The organism is Aquipuribacter aurantiacus, assembly GCF_051216895.1.
GTDB lineage: Bacteria > Actinomycetota > Actinomycetes > Actinomycetales > JBBAYJ01 > Aquipuribacter.
Genome location: NZ_JBPKAO010000004.1, coordinates 207,417 through 221,894 on the forward strand (window position 1 = coordinate 207,417; position 14,478 = coordinate 221,894).

Here is a 14,478-nt window from a genome sequence, read left to right on the forward strand (position 1 = left end):
TTGCATTTTGGCATTGCGGTCTCGCCGTGGCGAGGCGACGATCAGGGCTGCGCCGACCGCGCGCCACCGCGCACCACCACGCACCACGAGGAGCCCCTGTGCACGTGCCCGACGGTTTCCTGGACGTACCTACCTCCATCGCCACCGGCGTGGTCGCCGCGGGGGTGGTGGCGGTGTCGCTGCGCCGAGCCCGTGACGAGCTCGCGGAGTCCACCGCCGCCGCGCCCATGGCGGGCCTCGTGGCCGCCTTCGTCTTCGCGGTGCAGATGCTCAACTTCCCCGTCGGCGTGGGCACCTCCGGCCACCTCATGGGCGGTGCGCTCGCCGCGGTGCTCGTGGGGCCGTGGACGGCGATCATCTGCCTGGCGGTGGTGGTCACCCTGCAGGCGCTGCTGTTCGCGGACGGGGGCGTGTCCGCGCTCGGGTCGAACGTCTTCCTGATCGGGATCGTCACCGTCGTCGTCGGCTACGCCGTGGCCAGGGCCCTGATGGCCGTGCTGCCCAAGCGCCCGGCCTCCGCCGTCCCGGCCGCGGCGATCGGTGCGCTGGTCTCCGTCCCCGCGACGGCGATGGCGTTCGTCGGCCTCTACGCCGTGGGTGGCGCGGCCGAGCTCGACCTCGGCCAGCTGACGGCCTTCATGCTCACCTGGCACGTCCTCATCGGCATCGGCGAGGCCGTCATCACCGGGCTCACCGTCGGCGCGGTGGTCGCTACCCGACCCGACCTGGTCCGCCTCACCCGGCACTACCGCACCTCGCTGGTGCTGACCGACGCCGACGGCAGCAGCCGCGAGGTCTCGGCCGCGCCGGTCACCGACGGGGTCAAGCGCATCGGGATCGGCTGGGTCGCCGCCGCCCTGGGCGTCTGCCTGGTGCTCGCCGGGCTGGTGTCCAGCTTCGCGTCGCCCAACCCGGACGGGCTGGAGTACGTCGCGGGCGAGGTCGGGTTCCTGGAGACCGCCCGGGACTCCGTCGTGGCCGGCAGCCCGTTCGGCGACTACGCCGTCGTCGGCATCGACAACCCGATCCTGGCCACCGGCCTCGCCGGCGTCCTGGGCGTGGTCATCGCCCTGGCGGTGGGCCTGCTGATCGCCCGCGCGGTCCGGCCGAGGTCCACGCGCGGTCCCGCCCGCGACAGCGAGAAGGTCTGAGTTGGGCGCAGGGCACGCGCACGGCTCCTCCCGCAGCGTCTCCGACGGGCTCTACGTCCACGGGCACACGCCGCTGCACCGGGTGCCGGCGGAGGTGAAGCTGGTCGGCCTGCTCGCGTTCGTCCTCACGGTGGTGGCGACACCGCGGGAGCAGGCCTGGGCGTTCGGGGTCTACGCGCTGGCGCTGGTGGGGCTGCTGGCCCTCACCCGGCTGCGCCCGGGACTGGTCCTGCGTCGCATGGTCATCGAGGTGCCGTTCCTGGTGTTCGCGCTCCTGCTGCCCTTCGTGGCGCTGGGCGAACGGGTGGAGGTCCTGGGGCTGCAGCTGTCGGCCGACGGGCTCCTCGGGGGGTTCAACATCCTGGCCAAGGGCACCCTCGGCGTGGTCGCCGCCATCCTGCTGTCCGCCACCACGACACCGCGCGACCTCATCGTGGGCCTGCAGCGGCTGCGGGTGCCGGCGCTGTTCGTCACGATCCTGTCGTTCATGGTCCGGTACCTGGACGTCGTGGTCGACGACATGCGCCGGATGGCGCTGGCGCGGGCCTCCCGGGGCTTCGAGGCCAGGCACCTGGGTCACGTGCCCGTCGTGGCGAAGGCCGCGGGCGCCCTGTTCATCCGGTCCTACGAGCGAGGCGAACGCGTCCACCTGGCGATGGTGTCCCGCGGGTTCACCGGCACGATGCCCCAGCTCACCGCCCCCAGCCCGACCACGCGGCAGTGGGTGGTCGTGGCCACCGCCTGGTCGCTGGTCGCGGCCGTCGCGGTCACCGCCCTGCTGGCCGGTGAGCGGACCGCGTGGCTCGTGGTGGCAGGGTGAGCACCGTGACCGGACGGGGCGAGCAGACGCAGGTGCGCGACGCCGTCGCGCTAGAGCTGGCCGGGGTGGCCTTCGCCTACCCGGACGGCAACCAGGCGCTGTTCGGGGTGGACCTGCTGGTGCGCAGGCAGGAGCGCGTCGCGGTCCTGGGACCCAACGGCGCCGGCAAGACCACCCTGCTGCTGCACCTGAACGGCATCCTGGGCCGGGCCGCCGGTTCCAACGCCGTCGGGACCGTGCGGGTCGGCGGCGTCGAGGTGTCCAAGGCCACCCTGGGCGAGGTCCGCCGCCGCGTCGGCCTGGTCTTCCAGGACCCCGACGACCAGCTGTTCATGCCGACGGTGCGCGACGACGTGGCGTTCGGCCCCACCAACCTGGGGCTGCGCGGCGCCGAGCTCGAGAGCCGCGTCGACGAGGCCCTGGACGCCGTCGGGATGCTCCGGCTGGGGGACCGCCCGCCGCACCACCTGTCCTTCGGGCAGCGACGTCGCGTCGCGGTGGCCACCGTGCTGGCCATGCACTGCGAGGTGCTGGTCCTCGACGAGCCGTCCAGCAACCTGGACCCGGCCAGCCGGCGCGAGCTGCTCGACGTCCTGGCCGACCTGCCGGTCACGGTCGTCGTGGTCACCCACGACCTGCCGTTCGCCCTGGAGCTGTGCGAGCGCAGCGTCGTCCTGGACGACGGCCGGATCGTCCACGACGCCCCCACGCTGGAGGTCCTGCAGGACCCCGACCTGCTGGCGAGGCACCGCCTGGAGCTCCCGGTCGGGTTCGACCCGGCCGCCGTCGTGCCACGAGGACGCGCCCGACCCGCGCCGTCGATACCGTGAGCCCCATGAGCAACGACTCCTCCGGCCCCGACGCCGCCCTGCCCTCGAGCCCCGAGGCCCTCGAAGCGGCGATCCGCATCCGCCGGGCGCACCTCGCGGGCACGCTCGACGAGCTCGCCGAGCGGATCAAGCCCGCCAACCTGGCTCACGACGCCAAGGACGAGGCGGTCGCCCGGGCGCGCGGAGCCGTCTCCGACGAGAACGGTGACGTGCTGTACGAGCGGGTCGTCGCCATCGGGGTGGCCGTCGTCGCCCTGGTCGTCGCGGTCGTGCTGATCAAGCGCCGGTCGCGGTGACGTCGGCCGGCGACCGGTCGGACCGGGCCCGCCGGCTCCCGCCCGGTGTCGTCCCCGAGCGTCCCGGCCCCGGTCAGGAGTCCGTCTGGGACTACCCGAGGCCGCCCTCGCTGCACGTCGACGCCCGTACGGTCGTGGTGACCTCCGGAGGGGAGGTCGGCCGCACGGACCGGGCCTACCGGGTCTGCGAGACCTCGCACCCGCCGACCTGGTACCTGCCGCGGGACGCGTTCGCGCCCGGGGTCCTCGTGCCCGCGGACGGGCACTCGATGTGCGAGTGGAAGGGCCTGGCGTCCTACCTCGACGTGGTGTCCCCCGACGGTCGCGTCGCGGCGCGGGCCGCGTGGACCTACCCGAGCCCGACGCCCGCCTTCGCCGCCCTGGTCGACCACGTCGCCCTGTACCCCGGGGCGGTCGACGAGGTGACGGTCGACGGGGAGGTCGTGCGCCCGCAGCCGGGGACGTTCTACGGCGGCTGGGTCACTGACGACGTGGTGGGTCCGTTCAAGGGGGCACCTGGGAGCATGGGCTGGTGAGCGACGGACCCCGCCCCACCGACGGCGACGACGGCCGGCTGCCGATCCGGATGCTGCACGACCGGATCCTGGTGCGGGCCGAGGCCGACTCCGAGCGCCGGTCGGGCTCGGGCATCGTCATCCCCGCCACAGCGGCGATGGGGCGCAGGCTCGGCTGGGCCGAGGTGGTCGCGGTGGGCCAGCACGTGCGTCAGGTCGAGGTGGGCGACCGGGTCCTGTTCGACCCCGAGGACAAGGCAGAGGTCGAGCTCCACGCCGCCAGCTACGTCGTCCTCCGCGAGCGCGACCTGCACGCCGTCGCCGCGCCACGGGTCCCCGACGGCGGGACCGGCCTGTACCTGTGACCCCCCTGACGCCCCGGACCCCGACCGTCCCGAGCCCCGCGCCCCGGCGCAACGCGCGGTTCACCGAGGTCGACGCCGACGGCCCGCTGCCCTGGGACATGGTCCGGGCCGTGCCGTCGATCATGCGCAACGCGCTGCCGTTCCTCGAGCGGACCGCCGCCACCTACGGCGACGTCGTGCCGTTCCCGGTCAACGGCCGTCCCGCGGTGCTGGTGAACGGTCCGGCCGGGGTGAGGCGCGTCCTGCAGGACAACCACAAGGGGTACGGCAAGGCCACGATCCAGTACACCTCGCTGGCCCTGGTGACCGGCGCCGGTCTGCTGACCACCGACGGCGAGGTCTGGCGCTCGCACCGTCGGGTCATGCAGCCGGCGTTCCACCGCGACACGCTGTCCCACGTCGCGGCGGAGTCGGTCCGGGCGGCCCGGTTCGTCCGCGAGGAGTGGGACGCGGCCCCCGGCCGGGTCGTCGACGTGGACGACGTGCTGATGCGGGCCACGCTGCACGTGGTCGGGCGGACCCTGTTCGGGGCGGACCTGGTCGACGGCGGTGCCGCCGAGGGCCGGCACCTGGTGGCCGCGGTGCACGAGGCGCTCGCGGTCGTGATGCGCCGGGCGACGCAGCCGTGGACGGCCCCGCCCGGCGTCCCCACGCCGACCGCGCGACGGCTGGCGCGCTCGCGGATCACCCTGGACGAGGCCTGCCGGGCCATGGTGGACGCCCGCCGCGCGGCCGGCTCGGGCGGTGCCGACGTGCTGGGGCTGCTGCTGGCCGCCGGCCTGGACGACACCGAGGTCCGCGACGAGCTCGTCACCCTCGTCATCGCCGGGCACGAGACCGTCGCGGCCAGCCTGACCTGGACGCTGCGCCTGCTGGCCGAGAAGCCGGCCGTGGTCGATCGCGTCCACGCCGAGCTCGACGCCGCGCTGGGCGCGGGTCGTGGTGACGGCTCGACCCGGGCGGTCACCTGGGAGGACCTGCCCGCCCTGCCGGTGACGCGGGCCGTCGTCGACGAGGGGCTCCGGCTCTACCCGCCCGCCTGGGTGATCACCCGACGGGCGCTCGCCGACGACGTCCTCGACGGGGTCCCGATCCCGGAGGGCACGCTGGTCATCACCTCGCCGTGGCTGCACCACCGGCGGGCGGACCTGTGGCCGGACCCGCTGCGCTTCGACGTGGACCGCTGGCTCGGCCCGGACGCCGGGGCCCGCCGTGAGGGCTACATCCCCTTCGGGGCGGGGCCGCGGCTGTGCATCGGGAGGGACTTCGCCGTCGTGGAGTCCGTCATGGTGCTGGCGGAGCTGCTGCGCGACCGGACGATCACCCCGGCGGGACCGCGCCCGGGCGTGGTGCCGTCGGTGACGCTGCGACCGCGGGGCGGGATGCACCTGGCCGCGCGTCCGCGCCGCCCCCGGCCGCAGACGTCGTAGGGTCGTCGTGGTGTCGGTGACGGAGCAGCAGGTGGGGCACGGGCGGCCGCAGCCGGAGGGGTCCGGCCGCCGGGGCCGTCGCGCCCGGACGACGTCGCCCGACGTGCGGCTCCGTCCGCTCGTGGCCGCCGGCGTGGTGCTGGTGCTGTGGTTCGCGTGGCTGCTCGTCCCGTCCGCGCCCGAGGACACCGCAGTGGAGGACACCGCCGTCGCGGGCGACGCCGGGGAGCGTGCTCCCGACGGCCTGAGCGCGCAGCTGTTCGGCGACGACGGCGCCGACCGGTCGCGCGCCGCGCCCGGGGCGGTGCCCAGCGCCGTGCCGGTCGGGCCGGAGGCCGCGCCGACCGGTGACGGGACGGCGTCCCCGGCGCCCGTCGACCCGGCACCCGTCGACCCTGCGCCCGTCGACCCCGCCCCCGTCGACCCGGCGCCCGTCGACCCCGCACCGGTCGTGGTGCCCCAGGCCGGGGAGGGGACCTTCGCGGTCGCCCCCGGTGGCACGGAGCGCGTCGGGTCGGGGGGCGCCCTGGTCAGCTACAGCGTCGAGGTCGAGGACGGCGTGCCGGTCGACGCCGCCGAGGTCGCGGTCGTCGTGGACGCGGTCCTGGCCGACCCGCGGTCGTGGACCGCGGAGGGGGAGTGGTCGCTGCAGCGCACGGACGCCGACCCCGACGTCCGCATCCGGGTCGCGAGCCCCGACACCACGGACCGGTTGTGCGCCCCGCTGCGGACCCGGGGGCAGCTGTCCTGCCGCAACGGCGACGACGTCGCGCTGAACGCCCTGCGGTGGACCGAGGGCGCGGACGCCTGGGGCGACGACCTGGCCGGGTACCGGGAGTACCTGGTCAACCACGAGCTGGGGCACTACCTGGGCTACGGGCACGTCCGCTGCCCGGTCGACGGCGAGCCGGCCCCGGTGATGCTGCAGCAGACCCTCGGCCTGCAGGGGTGCACCCCGAACGGGTGGCCCTTCCCCTAGCGGGACACGACCGGGACGGCCGCCCCGGCGACGGGCCTCGTCGGGCGGGTCGCGTCAGGCGCCGCCGTCGGCCTGCCGGGCCTCGCGGGCGATCCTCTCCAGCTCCTCGCCCTCGGGTGGGCGGTCGCCGACGAGCATGCCCACCCAGGCGCTGCGCGGGTCGTCGTCGGTGAGCACGGCGCGCACCAGCAAGGAGGCCGGGATGGCCAGCAGCGCGCCCAGCGGCCCCAGGACGAACCCCCAGACGATCAGCGACAGGAACGCCGCGGTGATGCTGAGGCCGACGGCGTCGCCGACGAACTTGGGCTTGACGAAGTTGTCGATGGTGTTGTTGATGACCAGGTAGCCGACGACCACCCACAGCCCGGTCAGCGGGCCGCCGTCGAGCAGGCCGATGATCGCCGGTGGCACCAGGCCGACGATCAGCCCGATGGTCGGCACGAAGCTGGCCAGGAAGGCCAGCAGGCCCCACAGCAGCGGCAGGGGCACGCCGAGGTACATCAGCAGGACCACGTCGAGGGCGGCGACGATGGCCCCGAACACCGCCGTGACCACGAGGTACTGACGGACCCCGTGGGTGAAGCCGCGCATCGACGCGGCCACGCGGGGGCGCACGGCCTTGATCGCCGCCATCTTGTCCTGCACCACACCCGCGTCGATCAGGACGAAGAACAGCAGCGCGAGGATGAACGCCAGGTCGGTCAGCACCCCGGCCAGTCCCTGGATCAGGTCGATGGCGATCGAGAAGATCTGGTTGAGGTCGAAGCGCTGCACGAACTCGTTGATCTGCGCCTGGTCGACGCCGACCTCCAGGAGCAGGTCCTCGCCCTGGTCGACCAGCGAGTTGAGCTCGTCCTGGTACTGGGGGACCTGGTCGGCGAACCTGAGCACCGACAGGGCGAGCGCCCCGGCGAAGAGGGTGAGCGCCGCGTACGTCACGAGCAGGGTCACGGTCGTCGCGAGCCAGCCGGGGACGACCGTGCGCAGCCACGCCTGCACCGGGTGCACGGCGATGGCCAGCACGAACGCCAGCAGGATCGGGGCCACGATGCCCTGGGCCGCCCGGATGCCGCCCAGGACGACGACGGCGGCGGCCAGGCCGAGCAGCGTGACCACGGGGGCGGGCAGCGCGGGCCCGACGGGCACGGCCGCAGCCGCGGGGGCCGGTGCGGTGGCGGGCGCGGGCCGGGACCGGCGACCGAGGAGGCGGTCCAGGAGGCGGCCCATCACAGGACCTCACCGCGGATGACGCGCGGGCCGTCGCCGTCGTCGGGCCCGGGCCCACCCGTCTCCTCCATCCGCCGGCGCAGGGCCTCGGTCTGCCGCACCAGGGCCCGCACCAGGGCCGCTGCGCCGAGCTGGACCAGCCCCAGCCCCACGAGCACCACGCCCACCAGCACCGCGAGCACCGTGAGGCCGACCTCGGGCAGCAGCAGGAACACCAGGCCGACGAGGAGGTGCAGCACGCCCAGCGACCCCGTCGCGAACCGGCCGACGCCGCGTGGTCCCGTCGCCGCCATGGCCAGGTCGGCCGCCCCGGCGACGAGGAACCCGATGGCGACGACGAGGGTGACCAGGGTGAGGGAGTTCCAGAGCCCCAGCAGGCCGGCCAGACCGGCGAGCGCCAGACCGACCCCGAGCACGCCCTGCAGCGCTCGCCGTGCCGTCGGCGAGGTCGTCACCGCCACCGCGAGCCCCACCCGGCCGAGCCCCGTGGCGATGAGCCACAGGCTCAGGACCACGGCCAGCACCGTCAGGGTGGCTCCCGGGGCGAGCAGCGACACGAGCCCCAGGGCCAGCGTGACGGCCCCACCGACCGCCAACCAGACCCAGGCGGCGACCCCCGTGCTGCGGGCCCGGTCGAGATGATCCGAGGACATGGGGGAACGCTAGGGGATCCGGGGCAGGGGACGGTCCCGACGGGCTGCGTCGGTGGGGGACACGGTGCCGCCGGTCATGACGGCAGCAGGCCCCGGAGCCGGGCCACGGTCACCGCCTCGTGGCGGCTGGACACCTCCAGCTTGCGGTAGATGGCCTTGACCTGGGTCTTGAGGGTGTTGGGGCTGACGTGGTGCTGTCCGGCGATCGCGGACAACGGCAGCAACGAGGGCAGGTCGGCGAGGACGGCCATCTCGCGCGGGGTGAGCCCGGAGGGGTCGGGCCCGGGGTCGAGGTCGCTGCAGCGGCGCCTGATGACGTCGGTGACGTGCGCGCGCCACGGCTCGAGGTCCCCGACCCGCCCCGATGCGGCGACCAGGTGCGGCAGCAGGCTGGGCCGGGCGTCGGCGAAGGGGCGGACCATGCGGTCCGGCTCGGCCTCGCGCAGGGCCTGCACCAGGCTCTCGTGCGCCCCGCCGCGGTCACCCACCTGCTCCAGCAGCACCGCCCGCAGCAGGTGCAGCTCCAGCCGGGTGTCGGTGACCTCGCACCGCGTACCCGGGCGCCAGGCGTCGGCCAGGGCCCGTCGCGCCACGTCCTCCCGGTGGCGGGCCCGGGCCCAGAGGGCGTGGGCCAGGACGGCCTCGCCCGTGCCGGGGAGGATCGCGTCGGTCAGCTCCAGGCACTCCTGCGCCCAGGTCCACTCACCCTGCTGCAGGCACAACCGGAGCGTGCGGGGGAGCAGGTGCGCGGCGATCGTGGGGTCCGCCTGCCCCGGGACGAGGCCGGAGACCAGGCCCTGCAGCCGGAGCAGGGCCGCGTGCCGGTCCCCGGCCGCGAAGGCGACCAGCGCCTCGCAGCCGCGCACCGCGGCCCGGGTGAACGGGTCGACGGTGCCGTCCAGGGCGGCCACCGAGCGTGCGGCCGACACGGTGGCCAGCTCGTCGTCGAGCTGCTGGTGGGCCGACCAGGCCACCACGGTGTGCGCGAAGGCCAGCCGGGGCGAGTCGCCCCGACCGTGGGCGGTGGCCGCCTCGACCGCCCGCTCGGCGTGCTCCCGCGCGGCCCGCAGGCCCGAGCGGGCGAGCTCCGCCCCCGCCAGCCCGACCAGGCACCGCAGCGCGAGCTCCTGGTAGCCGTAGAGCTCGGCCAGCGACCGCGCCTGCTCCAGGTACCGGCAGGCGGTGTCGTGGTCGCCCTCGAAGGAGGAGTACCCGCCCAGGTCGACCATGACGTGCAGGGCCACGTCGATGTCGAGCTCCTCCCGCCGCGCCGGGTCGCGCAGCTCGACCACCAGGGCCAGGACCTCGTCGGGGACCGGCCCGGTCGCCGACCGGGCCCGCTGCAGCAGCAGGCACCGGAACAGGTCCTCCAGCCGCCCCGCCCACCCGCCGCCGTGCCGCAGGGTGCGGGCGTGGACCAGGAGCGCGTCGGCCGCCGGCACGTCCCCCTCGTCCAGGGCGGCCAGGGCGTGGTGCACGACCTCGACCGCGGTCCGGCTGCGACCGGCGCGGGCCTCGAGCAGGGCGCGCAACCGGTCCGCCCGGCCCGTCAGCAGCACCCCCAGCCCGTGGGCCAGCAGCGTCCGTTGCAGCAGCTTGCCGTCACCCGCGGCGGCGGCGTGCTCCACCGCCGCCCAGTGCTCGCCGGTCTCGCCGAACCACCGGGACGCGACGGCATGGCTGTCGTGGCAGGCGTCCGAGCCTCGTTCGTGCAGCTGCTCGAGCAGGACCTGGCGGACCACGGGGTGGGTCCGGTAGACCCCCTCCTCCCCGGGCGAGCGCTCCAGCAGGCCCGTGGTCCGGTGCAGGGCGTTCAGCACCGCCCCGGCCTCCTGGCGCCCCGACAGCCGGACGGCCAGGTCCACCGGCAGGACGGCCACGACGCTCGTGCGCCGGAGCAGCTCCACCTCGTCCTCGCCCAGCCCGGCCAGCACCTCCTCCACCACGTAGTCGGCCAGCTGGTCGGGGCGGTCGAGCAGCGCGACCGCGACCGGCCAGCCGCGGGTGCGCGCCAGGGCGTCCCGCACCTCGTCGTCGCCCACCTCCGACGCGTCGACGTCCCGGTTGCGGGCCAGCACCCGCAGCACCTCGTCAGGGCGCAGGGCCAGGGCGACGGCTCCCACGTCCAGCACCCGTCCCTCCAGCCGAGGCCCGGCCAGACCGACGGGCGGCTCCCGGCGACCGACCCAGACCACCCGGACCCTGGTGCGCACCGCCGTCAGCGCGGCCAGGGCCGCCAGCACGTCGGGTGCGACCACCTCGCCGGCCTCGTCCAGGACCAGGGTGAGCGGTGGCGCCTGGTCGTCGAGCGTGGCCACGAGACGCTGCCACCGTGCCCGCGGCGAGGCGTCCGCGGAGGCCGGACGGACGGTCGCGGCCAGCAGCTCGGCCACCCCCGGCGGGGTGCCGCGGGCCCGGCTCCGGCCGGGGCGAGGGGCCGGCACCCCCGCGGGGGAGGAGCCGTCGAGCACGGCCGCGGCCAGGTCCTCCCACAGCTGTCCCACGTCGGTGCACCGCGGTCCCAGGGTCAGCCAGGCGGCCGGCAGCCCTGCGGTCCGCACCGCCCGGACGTGCTGAGCGAGCAGGGCCGTCTTGCCGTGGCCGGTGGGGGCCACGACGACGACGTGCTCGACGTGGTCGGGCAGGTCGGTCAGCAGCGCCCGCTGCCTCGGGTGCAGCAGGGTCCGATCGTCGGAGCGGGGGACGTCCGTCGCCTGCGCGACCGTGCCCCCCGCGGCCGTTCGCCAGGCGCCCACCACCGAAGTGTCACCCTGCTGAGGATCGCTGTCGAGCACGGCGGGCGCGGGGCCCGTGACGACCCGGCCAGACCACCCCGACTCACCCCTGGCGGGTGAGTCCTGCGGCGTCACCGGGCTCGAGCCTGGAGCGACGTGGCCCCGCCGACGACGGGAGGCCGTCCCCGGGTGCGGGGACGGCCTCCTGCCTGCTGTGCACCGCGCCGGACTTGAACCGGCAACCCGCTGATTAAGAGTCAGCTGCTCTGCCAATTGAGCTAGCGGTGCGTCGCAGAGATTACCAGCGGTCGGCGGTCGGTCGAAATCCGTTCGGGCCCCGGCCTCGTCCGGGCGGCCTCAGGCCTGCGCGGGGCGGTCGAGGCCGCCGTCGTGCTCGCGCCCGCCGTGGTGCTCCGAGCTCTCCCACCACCGGTCGTCGGGCATACCCTCCTCGACCAGCACCTGCTCCGACGCCGGTGCGTCGACCAGGTCGACGAGCAGGGTCAGCGGCACGTGGTCGTGCAGCAGACCCATGACGGCCTCGTCGACGCCTGGCGTCTCCTGCGGGTGGTCCCCCTGGTCGGGCACGGTTCCTCCTCGTGGTCCGGGCCCGCCGGTGCGGACGCCCATCTGCCCCGATCGACGCACCCCCCACCGGACTTGACCCGTGGGGGGGTGCGTTCGCCCGATCAGCGCCGGGCGCGGGCGTCCTGCTCGCGGTCGGCGAAGCGCTGCAGGTCGGCGGGCACGGTGCCGCGGCGCTCGTCGGCCTGCTCAGTCGACGTCGGCCCGGGTGCGCGAGCGGTACTCCAGGTCGGCGTAGGCCGGGTGGCGACGGATCCAGCCGAGCACGAACGGGCAGACGGCCAGGGCCCGCAGGCCACGGCAGCGGACGTCGTCCAGGGCGTACCGGGCCAGGGCGCTGCCGACGCCCCGGCCCTCGAAGGCCGGCTGCACCTCGGTGTGGGTGAAGACGAGCATCTGGGGCGTCACGTGGTACTCCGACCAGCCGGCCAGCTCGCCGGCCACGTGGGCCTCGTACCGGTCGCGCTCGGGGGCGTCGGCGACCACGACGTCTGCGGTGTCGGTCATGGGACGACGGTACCCAGGACGGTTTCGTCGGCCGCCTCGCGAGCGACGGCTGGTTCACCGCGCGGGGTCAGCAGGTGATGCTGCCGCAGACGGCGGAACGGGTGCTCGAGGCCCGCTGAGGCGCACCGCCGAACGGGTGAGCGCCGGGGCGCCGCCTCACCACACCCGCCCGCCGCGTCGATCACCGGGACGTGCCCCGTCCCGCCGCCGTCGCCGCCGCCCTCCTCGTGCTGGGGCTGCTGACGTACGCCGCCTTCGGCTCGGTGCCCGTCGGTCCGTTCGAGCTGTACACCCTGGTGTCGGTGGCCACCGTGGTCGTGGCCTGGGTGGGGTTGACGATCGCGGCCCCGGAACGACCGTGGGCGTGGCGCTGGCTGCTGCTGGGGTACTCGGCCTGGGTGACCGGTGACCTGGTGTGGCTGGTGGAGAACGAGGTCCTCGGCCTCGACATGTGGCCGGCCTGGTCCGACCTCGTCTACCTCGTCGGCTACGTCGCCCTCGCCGCCGGGGCGCTGACCATGGTGCGCACCCGTCGCGCCGGCCGTGACCGCACCGCGGTGCTCGACGCCGCCATCGTCGCCGTCGGGGTGGGGGTCCCGGCCTTCTCCTTCGTCATCGCCCCCGCGGCGACGGCGGCCGACGTCGGTCTGCTGGGGCGGTTCGTCACCACGGCCTACCCGCTCCTCGACCTGTTCCTGCTCGCCGTGCTCGCCCGGCTGCTCGCCACGCCCGGGGCGCTCACCGCGGCCTACCGGCTGCTCATCGCCTCCCTGGCGGTCACGCTGGTCACCGACATCGCCTGGAACGTCGGGGTGGTCAGCCGCGGGACGGGCTTCGAGAGCCGGTGGCTCGACGTCGGGTGGCTGCTCGGCTACGTGCTGCTGGCGCTGGCGACCATGTCCCGTTCGCTGCGCGCCTCCGCGGAGGCGCCGCCGCACCACGAGCCCGTCGTCGCGACCAGACGGCGGCTGCTGGCCCTGGCCGCGGCCTCGACGCTGCCCGCCGTCACGCTCGCCCTGCACGGCTGGATGTTCGGCGAGGTGCCCTGGCTGAGCCTCGCCGTCGGGTCGGCCCTGCTCTCGCTGCTGGTCCTGCTGCGCATGGCGGGCCTGCTCGAGCAGGTGCAGGTGCAGGCCGTCCAGCTCGCGGCCCTGGCCCGGGTGGACGGGCTGACCGGCATCCCCAACCGACGCACCTGGGACCACGAGCTGTCCCGGGCCTGCGCGGCGGCCCGCCGGGACGGCACCCCGCTGGCGGTGGCCATCCTGGACCTGGACCGCTTCAAGCGCTACAACGACCGGCACGGTCACCAGGCCGGGGACCGGTTGCTGCGCGAGGCCGCCAGCGCCTGGACCGAGGTGCTCGACGGGTCGGGCGCCATGCTCGCCCGCTACGGCGGCGAGGAGTTCTCCGTGCTGCTGCCCGGCATGGACACCGCGACCGCACTGCCGGTGCTGCGACGGCTGCGCGAGGTCACCCCGGGGGCCCAGTCGTTCTCGGCCGGGCTGGCGGTGTGGGACCCGGAGACCGACCCGGACCGAGCCATCGGTGCGGCGGACGGGGCGCTGTACGAGGCCAAGCGTCGCGGTCGTGACCGGGTCGTCGTCGCCCACGCCGACGCGGTCTGCGACGGGCTGCCCGGCTGGGCCCGCTCGGCCCGCGTGGTCGTGCAGCCCGTGGTCGACGTGAACGACGGCACCGTCATCGGGCACGAGGCGCTGGCGCGGTTCGAGCACGACCACGACGTGCCGCGGGTGTTCGCGCAGGCGCACGAGGACGGCATCGGTGACCTTCTGGAGGCCCACCTGGTCACCCTCGCCACGGCCGTGCCCGGCCGTCCCGCCGGGTCGCTGCTCTTCGTCAACGTCAGCCCCGCGGCCCTGGCCTCCCCACGCTTCTGGGAGCGTCTGCCCGCCGACCTCACCGGTGTCGTGGTCGAGCTGGTCGAGGAGCGTCTCGTCGGGAGGGTCGAGGACCACGACGACGTCGCGGGCGCCGCCGCAGGCCTGCGGGCCCGCGGGGCCGTGGTCGCCGTCGACGACCTGGGGGCCGGCACGGGGGACCTCGGTCGTCTGCTCGCGGTCCTGCCCGACATCGTCAAGATCGACCGGGAGGTCGTCTCCGGGTGCGCCACCGACCCTCGTCGCCTCCGGCTCGTCGAGCTGGTGGTGGGGCTGTCGGCGGCGGTCGGCGCCCGGGTGTGCGCCGAGGGGGTCGAGACGGCCGAGGACCTCCAGGCGCTGCGCGGCTGCGGCGTCCACCTGGCGCAGGGGTACCACCTCGGCCGGCCGGCCGACGGCTGGGCCGACGCGACCCGGGCCGTCCCGCCCGGACCGGTCGTGGACGTGGCCGGCCGACCGTCGCTGCTGCCGGGGTAGGTCGCCG

At 75.4% G+C, this 14,478-nt stretch carries 14 protein-coding genes and 1 tRNA gene; 9 read left to right on the plus strand and 6 right to left on the minus strand.

What is annotated here, in order from left to right; genetic code table 11:
- Positions 1-104: 104 nt before the first annotated feature.
- Genes ACR80Q_RS07645 through ACR80Q_RS07680 form a run of 8 tightly spaced genes read left to right on the plus strand, consistent with a single transcriptional unit; the run spans position 105 to position 6,386 of the window.
- Positions 105-1,151, plus strand: coding sequence for an energy-coupling factor ABC transporter permease (locus ACR80Q_RS07645; RefSeq protein WP_435377000.1), 1,047 nt, complete (start codon positions 105-107; stop codon positions 1,149-1,151).
- Between the two features lies 1 nt (position 1,152).
- Entirely contained in the window at positions 1,153-1,971 is an 819-nt protein-coding gene (gene cbiQ, locus ACR80Q_RS07650; protein ID WP_435377001.1) for a cobalt ECF transporter T component CbiQ, read from the plus strand.
- Positions 1,968-2,801 (plus strand): energy-coupling factor ABC transporter ATP-binding protein, encoded by an 834-nt coding sequence (locus tag ACR80Q_RS07655; protein ID WP_435377002.1) that lies wholly within the window; start codon positions 1,968-1,970, stop codon positions 2,799-2,801. The genes cbiQ and ACR80Q_RS07655 overlap by 4 nt, the downstream gene beginning before the upstream one ends.
- Positions 2,802-2,806: 5 nt before the next feature.
- The gene (locus ACR80Q_RS07660; protein WP_435377003.1) at positions 2,807-3,097 is read left to right on the plus strand and encodes a DUF3618 domain-containing protein; all 291 of its coding nucleotides are present in this window, start codon (positions 2,807-2,809) and stop codon (positions 3,095-3,097) included.
- Positions 3,094-3,633: a DUF427 domain-containing protein gene (locus ACR80Q_RS07665; RefSeq protein WP_435377004.1), complete on the plus strand. Its 540-nt coding sequence runs from the start codon at positions 3,094-3,096 to the stop codon at positions 3,631-3,633. The genes ACR80Q_RS07660 and ACR80Q_RS07665 overlap by 4 nt, the downstream gene beginning before the upstream one ends.
- Positions 3,634-3,683: 50 nt before the next feature.
- Positions 3,684-3,977, plus strand: coding sequence for a GroES family chaperonin (locus ACR80Q_RS07670; RefSeq protein ID WP_435377119.1), 294 nt, complete (start codon positions 3,684-3,686; stop codon positions 3,975-3,977).
- Positions 3,974-5,407, plus strand: coding sequence for a cytochrome P450 (locus ACR80Q_RS07675; RefSeq protein ID WP_435377005.1), 1,434 nt, complete (start codon positions 3,974-3,976; stop codon positions 5,405-5,407). Before ACR80Q_RS07670 ends, ACR80Q_RS07675 begins: the two co-directional genes overlap by 4 nt.
- A gap of 16 nt (positions 5,408-5,423) precedes the next feature.
- On the plus strand, positions 5,424-6,386 hold the full coding sequence (locus ACR80Q_RS07680) for a DUF3152 domain-containing protein (RefSeq protein ID WP_435377006.1): 963 nt from the start codon (positions 5,424-5,426) through the stop codon (positions 6,384-6,386).
- 54 nt (positions 6,387-6,440) lie between these two features.
- On the opposite strand, the gene ACR80Q_RS07685 is transcribed toward ACR80Q_RS07680, so the two are convergent.
- The 6 genes from ACR80Q_RS07685 to ACR80Q_RS07710 all read right to left on the minus strand — a co-directional run bounded on the left by ACR80Q_RS07685 (position 6,441) and on the right by ACR80Q_RS07710 (position 12,093).
- Positions 6,441-7,613: an AI-2E family transporter gene (locus ACR80Q_RS07685; RefSeq protein WP_435377007.1), complete on the minus strand. Its 1,173-nt coding sequence runs from the start codon at positions 7,611-7,613 to the stop codon at positions 6,441-6,443.
- A complete protein-coding gene (locus tag ACR80Q_RS07690) occupies positions 7,613-8,266 on the minus strand; it encodes a DUF308 domain-containing protein (protein ID WP_435377008.1) in 654 nt (217 codons plus the stop codon). The genes ACR80Q_RS07685 and ACR80Q_RS07690 overlap by 1 nt, the downstream gene beginning before the upstream one ends.
- Before the next feature lie 74 nt (positions 8,267-8,340).
- The gene (locus ACR80Q_RS07695) at positions 8,341-11,022 is read right to left on the minus strand and encodes a winged helix-turn-helix domain-containing protein (protein ID WP_435377009.1); all 2,682 of its coding nucleotides are present in this window, start codon (positions 11,020-11,022) and stop codon (positions 8,341-8,343) included.
- A gap of 194 nt (positions 11,023-11,216) precedes the next feature.
- A tRNA-Lys gene (locus tag ACR80Q_RS07700) sits at positions 11,217-11,289 on the minus strand.
- Positions 11,290-11,358: 69 nt separating this feature from the next.
- Positions 11,359-11,589 carry a hypothetical protein gene (locus ACR80Q_RS07705; protein ID WP_435377010.1) on the minus strand — a complete coding sequence of 77 codons (231 nt, stop codon included), beginning with the start codon at positions 11,587-11,589 and terminating at the stop codon, positions 11,359-11,361.
- A 186-nt stretch (positions 11,590-11,775) separates the two neighbouring features.
- Positions 11,776-12,093, minus strand: coding sequence for a GNAT family N-acetyltransferase (locus ACR80Q_RS07710; RefSeq protein ID WP_435377011.1), 318 nt, complete (start codon positions 12,091-12,093; stop codon positions 11,776-11,778).
- A gap of 191 nt (positions 12,094-12,284) precedes the next feature.
- On the opposite strand from ACR80Q_RS07710, the gene ACR80Q_RS07715 reads away from it, so the two are divergent.
- On the plus strand, positions 12,285-14,471 hold the full coding sequence (locus ACR80Q_RS07715; RefSeq protein ID WP_435377012.1) for an EAL domain-containing protein: 2,187 nt from the start codon (positions 12,285-12,287) through the stop codon (positions 14,469-14,471).
- Positions 14,472-14,478: the final 7 nt, after the last annotated feature.

Coding starts and splice junctions, on each gene's coding strand:
- ACR80Q_RS07660 (WP_435377003.1), top strand. CDS start 2,807: ATGAGCAACGACTCCTCCGGCCCCGACGCCGCCCTGCCCTCGAGCCCC.
- ACR80Q_RS07670 (WP_435377119.1), top strand. CDS start 3,684: ATGCTGCACGACCGGATCCTGGTGCGGGCCGAGGCCGACTCCGAGCGC.
- ACR80Q_RS07685 (WP_435377007.1), bottom strand. CDS start 7,613: ATGGGCCGCCTCCTGGACCGCCTCCTCGGTCGCCGGTCCCGGCCCGCG.
- ACR80Q_RS07690 (WP_435377008.1), bottom strand. CDS start 8,266: ATGTCCTCGGATCATCTCGACCGGGCCCGCAGCACGGGGGTCGCCGCC.
- ACR80Q_RS07710 (WP_435377011.1), bottom strand. CDS start 12,093: ATGACCGACACCGCAGACGTCGTGGTCGCCGACGCCCCCGAGCGCGAC.